We start from the raw sequence: 17,011 nt of genomic DNA, 5'->3' as shown, positions 1-17,011 counted from the left end.
TCACACCGCCTCGACGGTCGAGGGGGTGACGGCGTCGACGACCTCGCGCAGCGTGGTCATCCGGGCCAGGTCGTGCTCGGTGAAGCGGGACAGGTCGGTGCCGGTCTCGTCGCACAGCGAGGTGAGGAAGAGCACCTTGTTGAGCGAGGTCAGGCCGTAGCGGGCGGCCAGGTCGGCGTCCGGGTCGATCGTCTCCGGCTCGACGGGACTGGTCAGTACCAGCACCAGGTTCTCCCGGGCCGCGGTCTCGGTCTCAGCGTGCATGGATACCCTCCTGGGGGTTGGCGAGGTCAGCTGCGTAGGCGGCCCGGATCTGCGGGCGCCGGGGTTTGAACTGCGAGGTGAGCAGGCCGTTCTCGACGGTGAACGGCTCGCGTGCGACGATCGCCCGGGCGATCCGCTCGTCCTTGCCGAGCGCCGCGTTGGCGTCGGCGAGCGCGTCGGCGATCGCGGCCTCGTCGGGCGGGTAGTGGGTGGGGCGGACCACGGCGACCAGCTCGGTCTGCTGCGGGCAGAACAGCACCGCCTCGGCGACGGCGGGCCCGGAGGTCAGCCGCTCCTCGATCGGCCGGACCACGATCTTCTTGCCGTTCTCCAGCACGATCACGTCGTCCGCGCGGCCGAGGATGTAGAGGTAGCCGTCCTGGTCGATCAGGCCGAGGTCGCCGGTGCGGACGATGCCGCCGGGCCGGAAGACCTTCTCGCTGTCGCCGGGGGCGGCGTAGGCGTAGTGGTCGTTGACGGGGTGGACGCTGCGCACGCTGATCACGCCGTCGGCGTCCAGCAGCACCTCCTTGCCGGGCACCACCCGGCCCACGCTGCCCTCGCGGGAGGCGCCGGGGTGGTTCTTGGCCACGATGCAGGTCTCGTTCAGGCCGTAGCCCTCGAAGATCGGCAGTCCGGCCTCGTTGAAGAAGCGCAGCGTCGCGGGGGCGGCCGGGGCGGAGCCGGTCCACAGGTAGCGGATCCGGTCGCCGAAGAGCTGCGCGGCCTGCTCGCCGACCGGCTTCCCCGAACGGGCCGCCCGGGCCTCGATGTGCCGCCGGGCGGTCTCGAAGAAGGCCGGCACGCCCATCACCACCGTCGGCCGGGCCCGCCGCAGGGTGGCGAAGGCGGCCTCGTAGGTGGAGACGGTCACGTCGTGGCCGTGCCGCAGCGCGGAGTAGATCCAGTACCGCTGCTGCAGCAGCGACAGCGGCAGGAAGACGAACAGGTCGTCGCCCGGCCGGTGGTGGAACATGTCCTGGACGGCGCGCAGCGAGCCGTCGACGGAGGCGGCCGTGGCGCCCAGGCCCTTGGGCTCGCCGGTGCTGCCGGAGGTGAACTTGACGGTGGTCACCTGCCCGGGCTCCCAGACCACCGGCTCGGGTGCCGCGTCGGCCTTCTCGACCAGCCGGTCCACCTCGGCCAGCGGCAGTGCGCCGGCGGCCTCGGTCGGGCGGTCGGTGAACAGCAGCCGCAGTCCGTACCGGCTGATCAGCTGCTGGTCCGGCTCGAACTTGCCGGGCTCGAAGCCGGCCGTCTCGGCGCCCAGCCAGAGCGCCGCCAGGTCCAGCAGCACCCACGGCAGGCTGTTGGCCGCCAGGATCCCGATCCGGTCGCCCGGGCCGATCCCCAGCTCGGCCAGCGCGCTCGCCAGCCGCCCGGCCCGGCGGTGCAGTTCGGCCAGCTCCAGGGTCTCGGTGCCGTCCAGCCTGGCGAACGAGATCCGCCCGCCGGTCGGCGCGTTCGCCGTGATCCGGTTGACGATCACCGCTGCCCCTCCTTCGCCGCCACGGCCGCGTCCACGTGCGCGGCCATCAGTCGCACCGTCTCCAGCGCTGCGAGCTGGCCGAGTTGGATGCCCACGCCGAAGCGCTTGCGCACCGCGGTGAGGATCCGCGCGGCACTGATCGAGTCGCCGCCCAGCGCGTAGATGTTGTCGTGCGGCCCGACGGCCGGCCGGTTCAGGATCTGCGCCCAGATGCGGGTCAGTTCGGTCTCGGTCGGCCCGGCCTCGCCGTCGTCGGCCACCGGCGCGGCCGCCTGCTCGGCCGGCTCGGCCACCGGCGCCCGGCGGATCAGCTCGCCCCGGTCCACCTTGCCGTTGCGGGTCAGCGGCAGCTCCTCGTGCCACACCACGGCGGCCGGGACCATGTACTCGGGCAGCGCCTCCCGCAGGTCGTCACGGATGGCCTGCACGTCGGGCCGGTCGGTGCCGGCGGGCACCAGGTGGGCCACCAACCGGTCGCCGCGGCTGCCCTCCTGGCGGACCACCACGGCCTGGCGCACCGCCGGCAGCGCGGCCAGCCTGGTCTCCACCTCGCCGGCCTCGATCCGGTAGCCGTTGACCTTGATCTGGAAGTCGCTGCGGCCCAGGATCTGGATCTCGCCGCTGGGCAGGTAGCGGCCCAGGTCGCCGGTCCGGTAGAGCCGCTCGCCGAGCCGCTCGTCGTAGCGGAACTTCTCGGCGGTGCGCTCCTCGTTGCGCCAGTAGCCCTTGGCCACCCCGGCTCCGGCGCCGCAGATCTCGCCGGTCACCCAGTCCGGCGCGTCCTGGCCGTCCGCGTCCAGCACGTAGGCGCGGTTGTTGACGTTCGGACGGCCGTAGGGGATGGACTCGGAGCCGTCCTCCCACTCCTCGACCGGGTGCAGGATGTTCCAGATCGTGGTCTCGGTCGGTCCGCCGAGCGAGACCACCTCCAGGCCCGGAACCAGCCGGCGCAGCGCCGCCGGCAGCGCGGGCGGCAGCCGGTCCCCGCTCATCATCACCAGCCGCAGGGCCGGCGGCGCCGTGCCCTCGGCCAGCGCCTGGTCGTGCATCAGGCCGACGATGGCGGGCACCGAGTTCCACACCGTCACCCCGCCCGACTCGCACATCCGCAGCCAGTGCGCGGGGTCGACCGCCCGGTCGGCGTCCGGCATCACCAGCGCGGCGCCCGCGGTCAGCGCGCCGAACACGTCCCAGACGGACAGGTCGAAGTTGAAGGCGCTGATCGCGAAGAACCGGTCGTCCTGGTGGATGCCGAACCGGGTGTAGCAGTCGGCCACCACGTTGGCCACGTTGCGGTGGGTGACCATCACGCCCTTGGGCGCGCCGGTGGTGCCGGAGGTGTAGAGCACGTAGGCCAGGTCGTCCGGGTCGGCGCCGGCCAGCGGTTCGAGCAGCGCGGGCGCACCGGCCGGCGCCGGGTCGGTGGCGTCCAGCCGCAGGACGGCGCGGCCGTCCCGGTCGGCGTCGGCCACGTTGGTCAGCACGCAGCGGACCTCGCCGTCGGCCAGCATGTACCGGCGGCGTTCCTCGGGCAGTGCCGCGTCCACCGGCAGGTAGGCGGCCCCGGCCAGCACCGTGGCCAGGATGCCGATGATCTGCTCCGGCCCGCGCCGCATCACCAGGCCCACCAGCTCGTTGCGGCCGACTCCGTGCGAGCGCAGCCAGGCGGCGGTCCGCGCCGCACGGCGGTGCAGTTCGCCGTAGCTCATCCGGAGCTGGGAGGTGATCAGGGCGGGGTTGTCCGGGCAGCTGGTCGCCCGCTCGGTGAAGGCGTCCTGGAGCAGCACGTCGGGCAGCTCCACGGCGGTGTCGTTGGCCGCCCGCCGGCGCCGCAGCTGGTCGCCGGGGAGCAGGTCGAAGCCGGTGCGGGCCCAGCTCCGCTCCTCCAGCAGCTGCTCCAGGAGGGACTGGTAGCCCTGGGTCAGGGCCTCCAGCAGGCCGGCCGGGAAGAGCTCGTCCAGCCCGTCGAGCTGGATCACCAGGCCCTGGTGCTGCTCCATCGCGAAGGCGTTCAGCCAGATCTGCGGGGTCTGGCTGACGCTGAACACCTCCGGGCCGAACAGTTCGAACGCCGAACCGTCCACCTCCTCGGTGTAGCCGATCGCGCTGTTGAAGGTGAACGGCATCCGCGCCTCGGCGCTGCCGCGCCGCCGGCCCAGCTCGCGCAGCACCTCGATGCCGGACTGGTGCCGGTGGTCCAGGTCGGTGCGCAGCCGCCGCTGGAGCGCCTGGGCGCGGGCCGCGAAGGGCTTGCCGCGGTCGACCTCGATCTCCACCAGCAGGGTGTCGGAGAACTGGCCCACGGCCTCGGCGATCCGGTGGTGCACCGGCGGGCGGTTGGCCACCGTGGTGGTCACGGTGAACCGCTCGCCGGCGCCCCAGCGGGAGAGCACCTCGCCGTAGGCGGCCAGCAGCGCACCGGACGGGGTGAGCTTCTCCTCGGCGGCCCGGCGCTTGAACGCCGCCCACTGCGCGGCATCCAGCCGCACCTGGCGCTGGACGAACCGCGGCCGGGTGATCGCGGCCGGGCTCGCCGCCACCGGCAGGTCGGGGTGGGCCGCCAACTGGTCCAGCCGGCCCGACCAGTAGGTCCGGGAGCGGGCCGCGGGCGCCTTGACCGCGGCCGCCGCCAGTGCCGAGACGTAGTCCTCCAGCGGCAGTTCGGCGCCCTCGGGGGCCGGCTCGCCCTGGTAGGCACGCCACCACTCGCGGAAGAACAGGAAGGAGCTGATCCCGTCCATCACCAGGCCGTCGTGGCTGACGTGCAGCACCATCGCCCGGTCGGAGAGCTCGGTCACCTCGACCGCCAGCAGCGGCGCGCGGTCGGCGGGCAGCACCCGGTGCGAGCGCTCCTCGCGCAGCGCGGCCCGGGTCCGCAGCTGCTGCTCGGGGCTCTGCCCGCGCAGGTCGAGCCGCTCGATCAGCACCGGGGCGACCGACTCCTCCACCACCTGGCGGCCGTCCTCGGTGAACCGGGCCCGCAGCGCGTCGTGCCGGGCGATCACCGCGTTCAGCGCCGCCTCCAGCCGGCCGACGTCCCAGTGGCCCTCGATCTCGTGGTAGACGTGACTGGCGGTGGAGATCTCGAACACGCCGCCGCGGCCGAGCAGGTAGGCGTGCTGCAGCGGGGTGAGCGGGAAGCTGCCGCTCTCGGGCAGGGTGGCCGCGCTCAGGTACTCGACCAGCTCGGCCTTCAACCGCTTGATGCGGCCGACCAGTTCCGGGTCCATCCGGTCGCGCATGCCTTGCAGGCGCAGGTCCGCTCCGGTCACCGAGACGGACAGGCCCCGCTCCTCGATGTCCTGGACCAGTTCGACGAGTTCGGCGTTCATGCCGCCGCCTCCACGACCGCCGTGCCCGCCCGCTCGCCGATCAGCCCGGCCAGTGCGGCCAGGTCGTGCTCGCCGAGCAGCTCGTCCACCAGCACGTCCACGTCCAGCGCGGTGAGCAGCTGGTACTGCAGCTGGACCGCCTGCAGCGAACTGATGCCCAGGTCGATCAGGGTGGCGTCGGCGGCCGGCCGTTCGGCCAGCTGGAGCGCCTCGGTCACCAGGTCGGTGAGCAGGCCCAGGTGCTCGGGCTGTGCGGCGGCCGGGGCGGCCGGGGCGGTGAAGAACACCGCGTCCGCCAGGGTGACCTCGGTGCCCGGCGCCAGCAGCTCGACCGAGGTCGGCCAGTGCGCCGGCTCCGGCAGGCCCAGCGCGGCCGAGAGCCGGGCGGCGAAGCGCGGCATCACCGGCGCCGCCACCCGCGCCAGCAGCTTCGCGGCCGCCAGCTCCAGCGCCACCGCCGTACGGGCCTCGGCCCGCCAGCGGGCGTCGTCCGCGGTCAGGCTCTCCAGCTCGGCGAACCGGACCGTGTCGCGCACGATGCCGTCCAGTTCGGCGGCGGCCTGGTTGAGCGAGAACCCGGCCTGGCCGAGCGCACCGGTCACCGCGGTCAGCCGGGCGCCGAGCCGGGCCAGGAACGCGGTCTGCTCCGGGGTCCAGTTGCCGGCGTCCGGGGCCGCGCCGTCGTACTCCTTGCGGACCCGGGCACCCAGGTCGGTCAGCCAGTGCTCCCAGGTGCCGACGAGGGTCTCGGTCAGCACCCGCTGGTACTCCTCGCGGCGGAAGTTGGTGCGCCGGCCCTCGGGCCGGGTGAGGCTGAGGAAGAACCGCACCGCGTCGACCGTGTCGGCGGCGAGGATCTCCTTGCCCCAGATCGCGTGCCGCCGGCTGGTGGAGAACTTGGCGCCCTCCAGCAGGTAGAACTCGTTGACGTGGTAGTCGATGTCAGGCGTCCAGTCGGGGTACGCGACCCGGTACAGCGCGGGGTAGAGCACGCCGTGGTAGAAGCTGTTGTCGTAGCCGAAGAAGTGGACGATCTTCCAGTCGGCGCCGGGCTCCGCGGCCCGCCAGTCCTGGTCCAGCCGACGGCCGAGCGTCTGGATGCCGTGCAGGAAGCCGTAGGACATCTCCGGCCAGACCCAGATCACCTGGTCGGCGCCGGCCTCCTCGGCCGGGCGCACGCCCCAGTCGGCCGGGTGGCTGATCGGGATGTCCACCTCCGGGCGGGCGAACAGCCGCCGGGCGAGGTCGCGCAGCCGGACCGGGACCCGGCCCAGTCGGTGGTGCGCGGCGATCTCGTCCTCGAACTCGTGCAGCGGCAGCGAGAAGCGGGTCGCGGTGCCGGTCAGCGGCGCTGCCTGCGAGCGGGCCGAGCGCGGGTCGACGAGGTCGACCACCAGGTTGGGCTCGCCGCACTCCTCGCAGATGTTGCCGCTGGTCCCGGCGGCGCAGGTCGGGCAGGTGCCCTTGACGTCCACCTCGTAGAGGTAGGCGCCGCTCTCGCCGTCGAACAGGGCCGGTGCGGCCTTCGGGGCGACCGTGCCGGAGTCGACCAGCCGGGTGAAGAACTCCCGGAGCCCGTCCGGGTACTCGGCGTCCGCGTTGGTCACCGTGTACTGGTCCAGCGGGATGTCCATCAGCTCCAGGGTGGCCGCGATCTCCGCGCTGAAGTGCGCGGCGGTCTCCGCCGGGGTGTTGCCGTCGCGCTCGGCCGCGCCGACGACGTAGCTCTGGAAGTCGTCGCTGCCGGTCAGGTGCCAGGCGCGGGCGCCGTTCATCCGCTGGAACCGGACGAACGCGTCGGCGCCCAGGTACGGGCCGGACAGGTGGCCCAGGTGGAGGTCCCCGTTCGGGGTGGGCGGCGTGGAGAAGACGAAGACCGGCCGGTCCCCGAAGCCGGTGCCCGCGGGGGCGGTGGCCGCCCGGGCGGCGCGCTCGGCGTCGCGCCAGTACTGGGTGACGAACACCAGGTCGTCGGCGCCGGTGTTGTGCAGCACGTGCGTCTCGAAGGGCTCGAACAGGGCGACCGTGCCCGGCACCGCCGGGTGGCGCTCCCCGCCGACCTCGAACTCGCCGCGGCCGGCCACGATCACGAAGAACTCGGTCTCGTCGTGCCGGTGCAGCTCGGAGCTGACGCCCGGAGCGACCCGGCCCCAGCCGGCGCCCGAGCCCTGACCGCCCGCGATTCCCTCGATGCTGCTCATGTCGATGCCGAAGGCCTCGTGCAGCACGCCCTCGTCGTAGCTGCTCAGTATCATGCGTTACTCCTGGTCGGACTGGTCAGGAACGGAATGTCGATCAGATCGGCGGCCTGCGCGGCGATCGCGGGGGCCAACCGGTAGCCGGAGCCGTTGGCGGCACCGGCGAAGACCACCCGCGGGTCGGCGGGCAGCGGGCGGACGACCGGCTCGCCGGTGCCGCTGTAGGCGTCGCAGAAGACCCGCCCGGAGGCACAGTGCGCCGCGTACTCGGGGGCGACGGCGCGCAGCACCGCCAGCGCGTCGCCGAGGTCCTGGTCGGACAGGCCCTCGCCCAGCGCGTCGGGGTCCACGCCCCACTCCTGGCAGGTGTAGCTGAACAGCCAGTGCCCGCGGTCGTGCAGCGGGAGCAGGAAGGCGTCCTCCGCCTGGAAGACGACCGCCCGGTCGGTCGGCGCGGGCACCAGGTCGATGTGCAGCGCCACCACCTTCTTCACCCGCACGCCCAACGGGGCGACCAGCTCGCGCCAGGCCGGGGCCGCGATCCACGGCCCGGGGGCCAGCACCACCTGGCCGGCCGTCAGTTCACTGCCGTTGCTCAGCGCCAGGGTGATCCGCTCGGGGCCGAGGCCGATCGCGGTGACGCCGGTGCCCTCGTGCACCACCGCGCTGCTGCCGCGCAGCTCGCTGGCGAGCCGACCGGTCAGACCGGCCACGTCCGCGTACTGGCCGCCCTCGACGTGCCAGACGCCCGCGGTGGCCGGGGTCGGCCGGGCGCTGGCCAGGTAGCTCCCGCGCACCGTCTGCTCCGCGCCGACCACGTCCATGCCCACCTGGTGGATCGGCAGTTCCGGTCGGTGCGAGGTCAGCTCGGCGTAGTACTGCTCGCTGTAGGCGGCCATGCCGCGCACCCGGCCGGTCGCGCCGCGCGGGAAGTGCAGGCCGGCCGAGCGGCGGCTGGCGCCGGAGCCGACCGAGTCCCGGTCCAGCACCGCCACCGTCCGCTCCGGGCGCCGGGCGAGCAGTTCACGTGCGGTCAGGCAGCCGATGATGCCGCCGCCGACGACCGCGATGTCGACCTCGTTCATCGCCGCTCACGCTCCCCAGCCGGCGTCGGCCCCGACCTTGGCGGACCAGTCGATGAAGGACTCGAGGGGCTCGTTGCTGCGGAGCCCGCGGATCCGGTCGACGATGCGGCGGCTGCGCCAGGCGTTCAGGCTGAGGTTGGGGTCGGCCAGGCCGCGCTGCTGCTTGGCCGCGTTCTGCACGAAGATGTTGCGGTCGGCCGGACCGTCCCAGCGGACCGCGTAGTCCTGGTCGATCCGCAGCTCCTCGCCCTCGCGCTCCAGGCGGTCGGCGATCGGGGCCAGGAAGTCGGTGGCGGCCGGGCGGAAACCGGTGGCCCAGACGATCACGTCGGCGTCGATCCGCTCGGTGCCCTGGCGCTGGTCGTTGTGGCGCACCTCGACCGTCCAGCCTCCGCCGTCGGCGGCCCGCACCGTCTCCATGGTGCGGTTGGGGGCCAGCAGCACCAGGTCCTCGGCGCCCTCGATGAACCGGTGGACGTAGATCCGCTGGTAGATCTCGCGCAGGGTGGCCTCGGAGACCCCGTCGCTGGTCAGGATGTGCTCGGCGTTGAACCGCTCCCGGGCCGCCGGCGCGAGCCGGTAGAAGTACTCGGCGTGGCCCGGCATGTAGAAGTCGTTGGTGAAGGGCGAGTCGTCGATCGGGAAGTAGTTGCGCCGGCGGGAGATCCAGGAGACCCGGCGCGGCAGCTCGCTGCCCGACCGCGAGATGAGGTCCAGGAAGGCCTCGGCGCCGGACTGCCCGCCGCCGATCACCGCGACCCGCTTGCCGCCCAGGTGCTGGGCCCGGTCCAGGAACTCGCTGACGTGGAACTGGGTCGGGCCGATCAGCCCGGCGGCCTGCGGCGGCACCCACGGGCGGTTGCCCACCCCGAGCACCAGGTTGTCCGCGGTCAGCCGGCGCCGGTCGGTGTCCACCACGAACCGTGCGCCGTCGAAGTCGACCGCCCGGACCTCCTCGCCGAACCGCACGTTCGGGTTGCGGCGACTGGCCCAGTCCAGGTAGTTGCGGAACTCCTGCCGGGGCACGTCGCTGAACTGGGCGTTGAGGAAGTGGTAGATCCGGCCGTGCTCGTGCAGGTAGGCGAGGAAGGAGAACGGGTTGGTCGGGTCGGTCAGGCTGACCAGGTCCTTGTAGAGCGAGACCTGCAGGGTGGAGCCGGGCATCTGCTGCCCGTCGTGCCAGCCGAACTTCTCCTTGCGGTCGAGGAAGAGGTTGCTGACCTCGGGCTCGCTGTGCAGCAGTGAGGCCAGGCTCAGGTTGGCGGGACCGGCGCCGACGCCCAGGCAGGTGTAGTGGGCCTCGGCGGGGTGGGTGTGGGACATGTTGCGGGCCTCTCTTTGTTCTCGGACGACGAAGGTGGAGAGTGGAGAAGCGGGCACAGCGCACTGCCCGCCCAACGGGGCGTCAGGGAAGGTGGGGTGGGGCGGGGGGTCAGTCCGCGCGGGGGGCGGGCCGCACGGCGGCCAGGCCGAGGACGGTGGCCGCCAGCGAACCGAGCGCCAGCAGCGGCCAGACCAGCACGCCGGCCTGGATGAACAGCCAGCCGCCCAGCATCGGGCCGAGCGCACTGCCCAGGCCGAACACGAACTGGAAGCTGCCGATGTAGCGGCCCTTCAGCTGCTCCGGCCCGGCGGTCCCGGGGTAGGCGAACACCGTGGGGCCGCCGATGATCTCACCGATCGACCAGACCAGGGTGCCCAGCACGATCGCGGACGCCCCGATCGGCAGTGCGTAGCAGGCCACTCCGGCGCCGACCAGGGCGAATCCGAGGCCGATGGTGATCCGCGCCGGCCAGGACTGGGCGAGCCGGGTGACCAGCAGCTCGAAGGCGATCACCACGAAGCCGTTGAGCGCGACCGCGACGGTGTACCAGACGACGGCCAGGTGCTGGTCCTGCACGAACAGCGGCAGGGTGGACAGGTACTGCACGTAGACGACGGCGTGGCAGAAGGCGGCGGCCAGGTAGCGCAGGTAGCGGCGGTCGCGCAGCACGGCGCGGTAGCCGCCGGCCTGCGGCGCCGCGGCCGCGGTGGCACTGCGGCGGGTCGCGGCGGGCAGCGTGGCCAGGGCGAGGACCGCGTAGGCCAGCGCGATCAGCGCCTCGCCCCAGAAGAGCAGCAGGTACCGGTCGTGGCCCGCATGGTAGAGCCAGAAGCCGACCAGCGGGGCCGCGGTGGCGCCCAGGTTCAGGCCGAAGCGGTACATCGCGAAGACCATCACCTGCCGCTCGTCCGGCGTGAGTTCGGCGAGCAGGGTGGCCGAGGCGGGCCGGAAGACCTGCGCGCTGAGGCCGGCCAGGCCGACCGCCGCCATCAGCAGGCCGTACCCGGGCAGGTAGAGCAGGGCCGCGGTGAGCACCGCGGTCGCGCTCATGCTGACCACGGTGGCGTTGCGCACGCCCAGCCGGTCCGCGAGCGAGCCGCCGACCAGCACGCCGAGCACGGCGCCACCGCCGTACACGCCGAGCGCCAGCACGGTCTCCGGCTTGGAGTAGCCCTTCGAGCCGAGGAAGAGCACCAGGAAGACGTTGAGGAAGCCGCTGAGCCGGTTGACCAGCACACCGGCCAGCACGGTCTTCACCGCGAGCGGCGCGTCCCGGAAGGTGGCCCAGACCGTCACCCGGGGCGGCGCCGGTTCGGCCACCGCCTGGGCCTGCTCGACCGGCTCCGGGCGGACGGTGTCAGTCGACATCGCGCACCTCGATCGCGACCGCCGCGCGCACCCGCTGCTCCAGCGCGTCCAGCTCCTCGGGTGAGGGGGCGTCGATCAGGAAGCAGACCGCGCGGTCCTCGGAGCTCTCCAGCGGGCCGAGCCGGCTGCCGCGCTCCTTGAGCACCAGCACCGCGCGCAGCTCCGCCGGCTCGCCGGGGCCGCCGACCGGCGGGTCCGGCCAGATCCCGGCCTCGCCCAGCCAGACCGGGCGGACGCCGGGCCAGTCCACCCGGACGTCGTCCAGGATCCCCTCCCGGTGCTCCAGGTAGACCTGCCGGGTCCAGCGGCGCGGCTCGGGGTAGCCGGCCGGCTCGCCCAGTGCCAGCCGGACGATCTCCGGCTCCAGCGGTTCTCCGGTGGCCAGCCGGTAGAGGGCCAGCAGGCCGTCGCCCGGGGTGCGGGCGGCCACCTCCATCAGCACCGGGCGGCCGGCGGCGTCCACCCGCCACTCGGCGTGGGCTATCCCGCTGCCGAAGTCGAGCGCCGCCAGCATGGTGGCGTTGGCCTCCAGCAGCTCGCGGTCCACCGGCTCCGGCGCGCTCGGCACCGAGTGCGAGAGTTCGACGAAGGTGGCCGCGTGCGACTCGGTGGTGGTCTTGCGGGTGACCGAGGCGAAGATCACCTTGCCCTCCTGCACCAGGCTCTCCACCGAGTACTCCTGGCCGACCACCTTCTGCTCCACCAGCAGCGTCTCGTGCTCCGGGTAGTCGGCCAGCCGCGCGGCCAGGCCCTGCTCGTCGTCGACCGTCACCACACCCGAACTCGAGTGCCGGGCGGCCGGCTTGAGCACCACCGGGTACGCGACCGAGGCCGGGTCGAAGGCGGCCCGCTCGGCCGCCGGCAGCACCGCGCCGGGCGGCGCGAACTCCGGCAGGTACCAGCGCTGCAGCGGCTTGGAGCGGCAGACCCGGGTGGCCCGCAGGCCGGGGCCGGGCAGGCCCAGCGCGTCGGCCAGCAGCCCGGTGGGCTCCACCAGGGTCTCGCCCACCGCGTAGGCGCCGACGATCCGGTAGCGCGCCCGCCAGTCGGCGGCCCGGGCCAGCACGCCCGCGGTGAACGAGCCGTCCTGGTTCAACTCGCCGTCCACGAAGGCGATCTCGTCGATGAGCGCGGCCGGCCCGGTCGGGTCGGCCTGCGCGGCCAGCGCGCGCTCGCGCCAGCCGCGCGGGGTGATCAGCAGGATCTTCAGCCCGCGGGCGGCCAGCTCCTGGAGGTAGCGCGGATTGCGGCAGACCACCCAGAAGGCTCCGGTCAGGACGAAGGCCGGTGGTCGTCTATCGGTCACAGCAGTGCTCCTTGGGTCGTGCTTTCGGTGGTGCGCAGCTCGGTGGTGATGCCGCGCGCGGCCAGGAAGTCCAGCCACTGCTCGGCCTCCCGGGCGCCCTCGGCGGCCCGGTGCAGGCCAGGGGCGAGCGCGCCGTCGAGGATCCGGGTGATGCCGTACGCCAACGGCAGCGAGACCAGCAGGGCCATGGCGCTCTCCCGCTCGTCGCCGCGCAGGTCGAGCAGGCAGCTCCCCGACCAGGCGCCGTCGGCCCAGCTCAGGTCCAGCGCCACGGCGAGCACCACGCGGTCGCGGTCCGTCTCGCGCATCGGGTGGCGTTCGGCCAACTCGCCCGCCAGGGAAGCGATCCGCCCGTCGTCGCCGGACTCCACGGTGGCGAAGACCTCGGACCAGGCGGCCCGCCAGCCGGCCGGGCGCAGCGTGCCGCGGACGAAGGTGCGCTTGCGCCAGTGCCGCGGGAAGCCGTACTGCTCGGCGAAGGGCAGGCTGTCGCGGTTGGGGTACACCTCGAACGGCTCGCCGGCCACCGGGTACTCGGTGGTCGCCTCCCAGGGGCGCGGTGCGGTGCGCTGCTGCCAGTCGCGCAGGTAGCGGGCCGGCGAGCGCAGCGCGTTGAGCACACCGAGCGGGGCCCAGCTGAAGCGGTAGCGGAACTCGTTGAGCTCGGCGGGCAGTCCGCCGCAGTAGGAGGTGAAGTCGGCGGTGGTGACGGCCTCCCCGGCGGCGGTGCGGCCGAGTTCGACCAGGCGGTGGGCCATCAGGTGGTCGATGCCCGGGTCCAGGCCCGCCTCGGTGAGCACCACGGTCCGCTCGGCGGTGGCCGCCAGTTCGGCCAGCTCCGGCGAGACGTAGCTGGAGCACGCGAAGTGGGCACCGTGCGCGAGCGCAAGGCGCAGCAGCTCGGGGTGGTGGGCCGCCGGGAGCATCGACACCAGCACGTCGCCGGGGGCCAGCGCGGCGGCCAGCGCCGCCGTGTCGAAGCCGCGGGCCCCGGCCCGGCCGGCCAGGCCGCGGGCCGCGAGGCACTGTTCGGCCTTGGCCGCGGTCCGGCCCCAGAGCACCACGCGGGCACCGTGCTCCAGCAGCAGTTCCAGGCCGCTGCGGCCGGTGGAGAGCCCGGTGCCGATCCAGTGCACCGTGCGTATCGAGGTCGAGAGGTCGGACACGGGCGGCTCGGACACGGACGGCTCAGACATGGACGGCCTCCAGTTCGTGGCGGCGGCAGGCGGCCCGGAAGTCGGCCCGGCAGTGCCGCCAGGGCGCGGCCGGGTCGGCCAGGGCGCCCAGTTGGGCGACGAGTTCGGCGGAGAACGCCCGGCTGGCTTCGGCCGGCAGCAGCGAGGGCAGGTTGTCGATGGCGATCAGGTCGAGCGGCGGGTCCTGGTGCAGGCGACGCACCGGCTCGGACCAGTCGGTGACGGTGCGGTAGACCGGCAGCACGTTGAGGTCGGAGGTGACGTCGCAGGTCACGTCGACCACCAGGCTCAGCCGTCGGTCGGCGACCGGCAGGTCGGCGGGGCGCAGGAACGGCGGGATCGGACGGGTCGTCAGCACGGTGTTGACCAGCAGGTCGTGGTGGAGCAGCGCGGCGCGGTCCAGTTCGCGGGTCTCCGCCTGGTCCCAGCAGGTGGCGGCGAGCCCGGCCACCTCCAGTGCGTCCACCGCGCCGCGCCCGCAGCGGCCGAGCGCGCCGATCACCAGCGCGTCCGGGGATCCGGCCCGCATCGAGTCGCGCAGCTGCCGGTCCAGCTCGCTCTTGTCCATCGGGCGCAGCGGGGTGGTGAGCCGGCCGCGGGCCTGCAGCACACCGAGCGCCGCACCCACGTAACCGGCCCAGTAGCCGAAGGCGGCGAGCCGGCGCCCGGTGTCGTCCACCAGGTACTCCAGGTCGAGCAGCTCGCCGCCGCCGCGGGCGAACCTGGCGAGCAGCTCGCGGCCGCCCTGCTGGCCCTTGTAGGCGTGGCCGAAGAAGATGTGGCGGTGGACCAGCTGGTCGGGCAGGTCCGGGAGCTCCTTGAGCCCGAGGACGTACGCCGGTTCGGGGGCCTCGGTCCAGGAGCCGGCCTCGGCCCCGTGGCAGCCGGCGGCCAGGTACTCGTCCAGCGGGAACACCCGCTGCGGGGACTCCTCCACGGTCAGGTGGAACCCCAGCTCCACCAGCCGGCGTGCGTCCTGCGGCACCAGCGGGGCCCGGCGCTCGGTGGCGCGCACCTCGTGCCGGATCCACAGCCGCGGCTGCTCTGCCATCGCTCTCGTCCTTCCTGGATGTGTCGTGCGGGGGGTGGGGCGGTGGGACCGAAGTGGGACGGGCTGCTCAGAGCAGCGGGATGCGCGCGTTCGCCAGGGCCCGGTAACGCGGCCCGGCGGGCAGCGCGGCCGGCTCGAAGCCGTGCGTCAGCAGTTCGTCGAGGACCCCCGCGGTGATCGCCACCGCGAGGTCGGCGCCCGGGCAGCCGTGCGGGCCGGCGCCGAAGGTGAAGCAGCTGGGTGCGGTCCGACCGGGGTCGAAGGCGTGCGGGTCGGGGTTGGCCGCGGGGTCGCGGTTGGCGGCGGCGAGCACCACCAGCACGGTCTGTCCGGGCTGGACGGTCGCCGCGCCGTGGCTCCAGGGCTCGGCCGCGAACCGGCGGGTGTTCTGGATCGGCGCGTCGTGCCGGGCCACCTCGCGGGCCAGCGCGCTGAGGTCGCCGGGCGGCTGCTCGCGCAGCGCCAGCAGGGAGTTGCCGATCAGGCCGGCCGTCGCGTCGTAGGTCTGCGAGAGCAGCCCCACGGCGTTGGCCAGCAGCGGCGCCTGCCGCGGCCAGTCCCGCCGACCGGCAGCCCGGACCAGGGCGGCCAGCAGCCCGGTCGGCTCGGCACCGGTCAGGCCGGGCCCGAGCAGCTCCCGCAGCCGCGCCGCGGCCTCGGCGGCCGCCCGCTGCTGCTCCGCCGTGGCACCTGCGGGGATGCACTGCACGAAGTCCCCGACCAGTCGCGCCGCCTCCGGTTCCAGCCCGGCGTCCAGGCCGCACAGCGCGGCCACCACGCGGGCCGGCACCTGGAACATCAGCTCCTCGAGGCCGGGGCCGCCGGCGCGCTCCAGACTCTCCCTGGTCCGTTCCGCGGCCAGCTTGCCCGCCTCGGCCGGATCGGCCTCGCCGAGCGCGTCCAGCACCACCTGCTTGAGGCGCTGCTGGTCGGAGCCGTCGGTCATCCGGACCAGGTCCCCGAAGACCGCGCCCGCGGCGGTGCCGAGCAGCCCGGCCGGCACCGGCTCGGCCGGCGGGCGGACCCGCAGTTCGGCGGCCGACAGCGCAGCGGTGACCGAGGCGGCGTCGGCGGCCACCCAGGCCTGCAGCTGCTCGTCCCAGCCGAACGGGCGTTCCGCGGTCAGCCGCGCGTAGTACGGGTACGGGTCGGGGTGCCGGACGGCCTCGACCGGGTTCGTCGGGGTGTGCATGGCTGTCGTGCTCCTTGACGGCGTCAGCGGGCCCGGCGCGCGTCGAGCGCACCGGCGATGGTCAGCTGTTGAACCTCCGAGGCGCCCTCGTAGACACGCAGCGCCCGGATCTGCCGGTACAGGCGTTCCGGCAGGCTGTCGGCGACCAGCCCGGCGGCGCCGTGCAGCTGCACGCACCGGTCGACGATCCGCTGCGCCGCCTCGGTGGCCTGCAGCTTGGCGATGCTGGAGTGCTTGCCGAACCCGCGGTGGCCCTGGTCGAGCTCCCAGGCGGCCCGCCCGACCAGCAGCGCGGACGCGTTCACCTCGACCTCCATCGCGGCCAGGTCGAACTTGACCGTGGGCAGGTCGAACAGCACCCCGCCGTAGATGGCGCGCTGCCGGGCCCGCGCCTGGGCCGCGTCGGCGGCCCGCCGGGCGAAGCCGAGCGCGGCCGCGCCCACCGTCATCCGGGCCCGCTCCAGCAGGTCCATCGCCACCACGAAGCCGCGCCCCGGGCGTCCGAGCACCGCGTCGGCGGGTACCCGGCAGTCCTCGAACGCCAGGTGGGCGAACGGGCGGGGCGCGATCGCGTCGATCGGCTCGCGCACCCGCAGGCCCGGGGTGTCGCCGGGGACGAGGAAGGCGGTCAGCCCCAGCGGCCCCGGTCCCTCGCCCGTCCGGGCGATCACGCAGACCACGTCCGCCACCGTGCCGTTGGCGATCCACGCCTTGCCGCCGTTGAGCACGTACTCCTCGCCGTCCCGCTCGGCGGCCAGCGCCACCGCGGCGACGTCCGAGCCGGCCTGCTCCTCGGAGACCGCGAAGGCACCGGCCAGGGTGCCGGCCGCCAGGCCCGGCAGGTAGCGCCGCCGCTGCTCCGGAGTGCCGTACCGCAGGATCGGGGTGGCCGAGAGCACCTGGATCGCGAAGGCGAAGTCGGCCAGGTCCTCGGCGTAGGCGAGCGCCTCACGGGCCAGGCAGACCGAGCGGTAGTCGCCGTCGGGGCCGGGCTCCTCCTCGTCCAGGAAGGCCAGCCAGCCGGCCTCGCCGAGCGCGGCGAGCGCCCGGCGCACGGCCTTGTCCGGGCCGTCGGCGCGCAGTTCGGTCCACAGGGCGGCCCGCTCCCCGCACCACCGGTCCAGCCGTTGGGCGCGGTCGCGGTGCTCGTCGGTGTAGAAGGGCAGCCGGAGGATCTCCGGGTCGAAGGCGTTGAAGGTCACGGCG

At 74.1% G+C, this 17,011-nt stretch carries 12 protein-coding genes; all 12 read right to left on the bottom strand.

Features of this window, described 5'->3' with window-relative positions:
• Positions 1 to 264 (bottom strand): phosphopantetheine-binding protein, encoded by a 264-nt coding sequence (locus ACGF07_RS18985; protein ID WP_350740971.1) that lies wholly within the window; start codon positions 262 to 264, stop codon positions 1 to 3.
• Entirely contained in the window at positions 254 to 1,753 is a 1,500-nt protein-coding gene (locus ACGF07_RS18980) for an AMP-binding protein (RefSeq protein WP_392900107.1), read from the bottom strand. Before ACGF07_RS18980 ends, ACGF07_RS18985 begins: the two co-directional genes overlap by 11 nt.
• On the bottom strand, positions 1,750 to 5,085 hold the full coding sequence (locus ACGF07_RS18975; RefSeq protein ID WP_392900104.1) for an amino acid adenylation domain-containing protein: 3,336 nt from the start codon (positions 5,083 to 5,085) through the stop codon (positions 1,750 to 1,752). Before ACGF07_RS18975 ends, ACGF07_RS18980 begins: the two co-directional genes overlap by 4 nt.
• Positions 5,082 to 7,340, bottom strand: a complete 2,259-nt coding sequence (locus tag ACGF07_RS18970; protein ID WP_392900102.1) for a class I tRNA ligase family protein — start codon at positions 7,338 to 7,340, stop codon at positions 5,082 to 5,084. Before ACGF07_RS18970 ends, ACGF07_RS18975 begins: the two co-directional genes overlap by 4 nt.
• On the bottom strand, positions 7,337 to 8,368 hold the full coding sequence (locus tag ACGF07_RS18965; RefSeq protein WP_350740979.1) for an FAD-dependent oxidoreductase: 1,032 nt from the start codon (positions 8,366 to 8,368) through the stop codon (positions 7,337 to 7,339). Before ACGF07_RS18965 ends, ACGF07_RS18970 begins: the two co-directional genes overlap by 4 nt.
• A gap of 6 nt (positions 8,369 to 8,374) precedes the next feature.
• On the bottom strand, positions 8,375 to 9,691 hold the full coding sequence (locus ACGF07_RS18960; protein WP_350740981.1) for a SidA/IucD/PvdA family monooxygenase: 1,317 nt from the start codon (positions 9,689 to 9,691) through the stop codon (positions 8,375 to 8,377).
• Positions 9,692 to 9,800: 109 nt separating this feature from the next.
• Positions 9,801 to 11,060 carry an MFS transporter gene (locus tag ACGF07_RS18955; RefSeq protein WP_392900098.1) on the bottom strand — a complete coding sequence of 420 codons (1,260 nt, stop codon included), beginning with the start codon at positions 11,058 to 11,060 and terminating at the stop codon, positions 9,801 to 9,803.
• Complete coding sequence (locus ACGF07_RS18950; RefSeq protein ID WP_392900096.1) at positions 11,050 to 12,366, bottom strand: ATP-grasp domain-containing protein; 1,317 nt, start codon at positions 12,364 to 12,366, stop codon at positions 11,050 to 11,052. Before ACGF07_RS18950 ends, ACGF07_RS18955 begins: the two co-directional genes overlap by 11 nt.
• Positions 12,363 to 13,562 carry a saccharopine dehydrogenase family protein gene (locus tag ACGF07_RS18945; RefSeq protein ID WP_392900093.1) on the bottom strand — a complete coding sequence of 400 codons (1,200 nt, stop codon included), beginning with the start codon at positions 13,560 to 13,562 and terminating at the stop codon, positions 12,363 to 12,365. The genes ACGF07_RS18950 and ACGF07_RS18945 overlap by 4 nt, the downstream gene beginning before the upstream one ends.
• Positions 13,555 to 14,613 (bottom strand): saccharopine dehydrogenase, encoded by a 1,059-nt coding sequence (locus tag ACGF07_RS18940; protein ID WP_350740990.1) that lies wholly within the window; start codon positions 14,611 to 14,613, stop codon positions 13,555 to 13,557. The genes ACGF07_RS18945 and ACGF07_RS18940 overlap by 8 nt, the downstream gene beginning before the upstream one ends.
• A gap of 67 nt (positions 14,614 to 14,680) precedes the next feature.
• Complete coding sequence (locus ACGF07_RS18935; protein WP_350740992.1) at positions 14,681 to 15,805, bottom strand: cytochrome P450; 1,125 nt, start codon at positions 15,803 to 15,805, stop codon at positions 14,681 to 14,683.
• A gap of 23 nt (positions 15,806 to 15,828) precedes the next feature.
• Entirely contained in the window at positions 15,829 to 17,007 is a 1,179-nt protein-coding gene (locus ACGF07_RS18930; RefSeq protein WP_392900089.1) for an acyl-CoA dehydrogenase family protein, read from the bottom strand.
• Between the last annotated feature and the right edge of the window lie 4 nt (positions 17,008 to 17,011).

Source organism: Kitasatospora sp. NPDC048194, assembly GCF_043202455.1.
In the GTDB taxonomy this organism is placed as follows: Bacteria; Actinomycetota; Actinomycetes; order Streptomycetales; family Streptomycetaceae; genus Kitasatospora.
Note: the sequence above shows the minus strand (reverse complement) of the source record. Positions and strands in the feature narration are given on the sequence as shown.

Excerpts from the sequence above, each read along its gene's own strand:
- ACGF07_RS18985 (WP_350740971.1), bottom strand. The coding sequence starts at position 264 with ATGCACGCTGAGACCGAGACCGCGGCCCGGGAGAACCTGGTGCTGGTA.
- ACGF07_RS18975 (WP_392900104.1), bottom strand. The coding sequence starts at position 5,085 with ATGAACGCCGAACTCGTCGAACTGGTCCAGGACATCGAGGAGCGGGGC.
- ACGF07_RS18970 (WP_392900102.1), bottom strand. The coding sequence starts at position 7,340 with ATGATACTGAGCAGCTACGACGAGGGCGTGCTGCACGAGGCCTTCGGC.
- ACGF07_RS18965 (WP_350740979.1), bottom strand. The coding sequence starts at position 8,368 with ATGAACGAGGTCGACATCGCGGTCGTCGGCGGCGGCATCATCGGCTGC.
- ACGF07_RS18960 (WP_350740981.1), bottom strand. The coding sequence starts at position 9,691 with ATGTCCCACACCCACCCCGCCGAGGCCCACTACACCTGCCTGGGCGTC.
- ACGF07_RS18955 (WP_392900098.1), bottom strand. The coding sequence starts at position 11,060 with ATGTCGACTGACACCGTCCGCCCGGAGCCGGTCGAGCAGGCCCAGGCG.
- ACGF07_RS18945 (WP_392900093.1), bottom strand. The coding sequence starts at position 13,562 with ATGTCTGAGCCGTCCGTGTCCGAGCCGCCCGTGTCCGACCTCTCGACC.
- ACGF07_RS18940 (WP_350740990.1), bottom strand. The coding sequence starts at position 14,613 with ATGGCAGAGCAGCCGCGGCTGTGGATCCGGCACGAGGTGCGCGCCACC.
- ACGF07_RS18935 (WP_350740992.1), bottom strand. The coding sequence starts at position 15,805 with ATGCACACCCCGACGAACCCGGTCGAGGCCGTCCGGCACCCCGACCCG.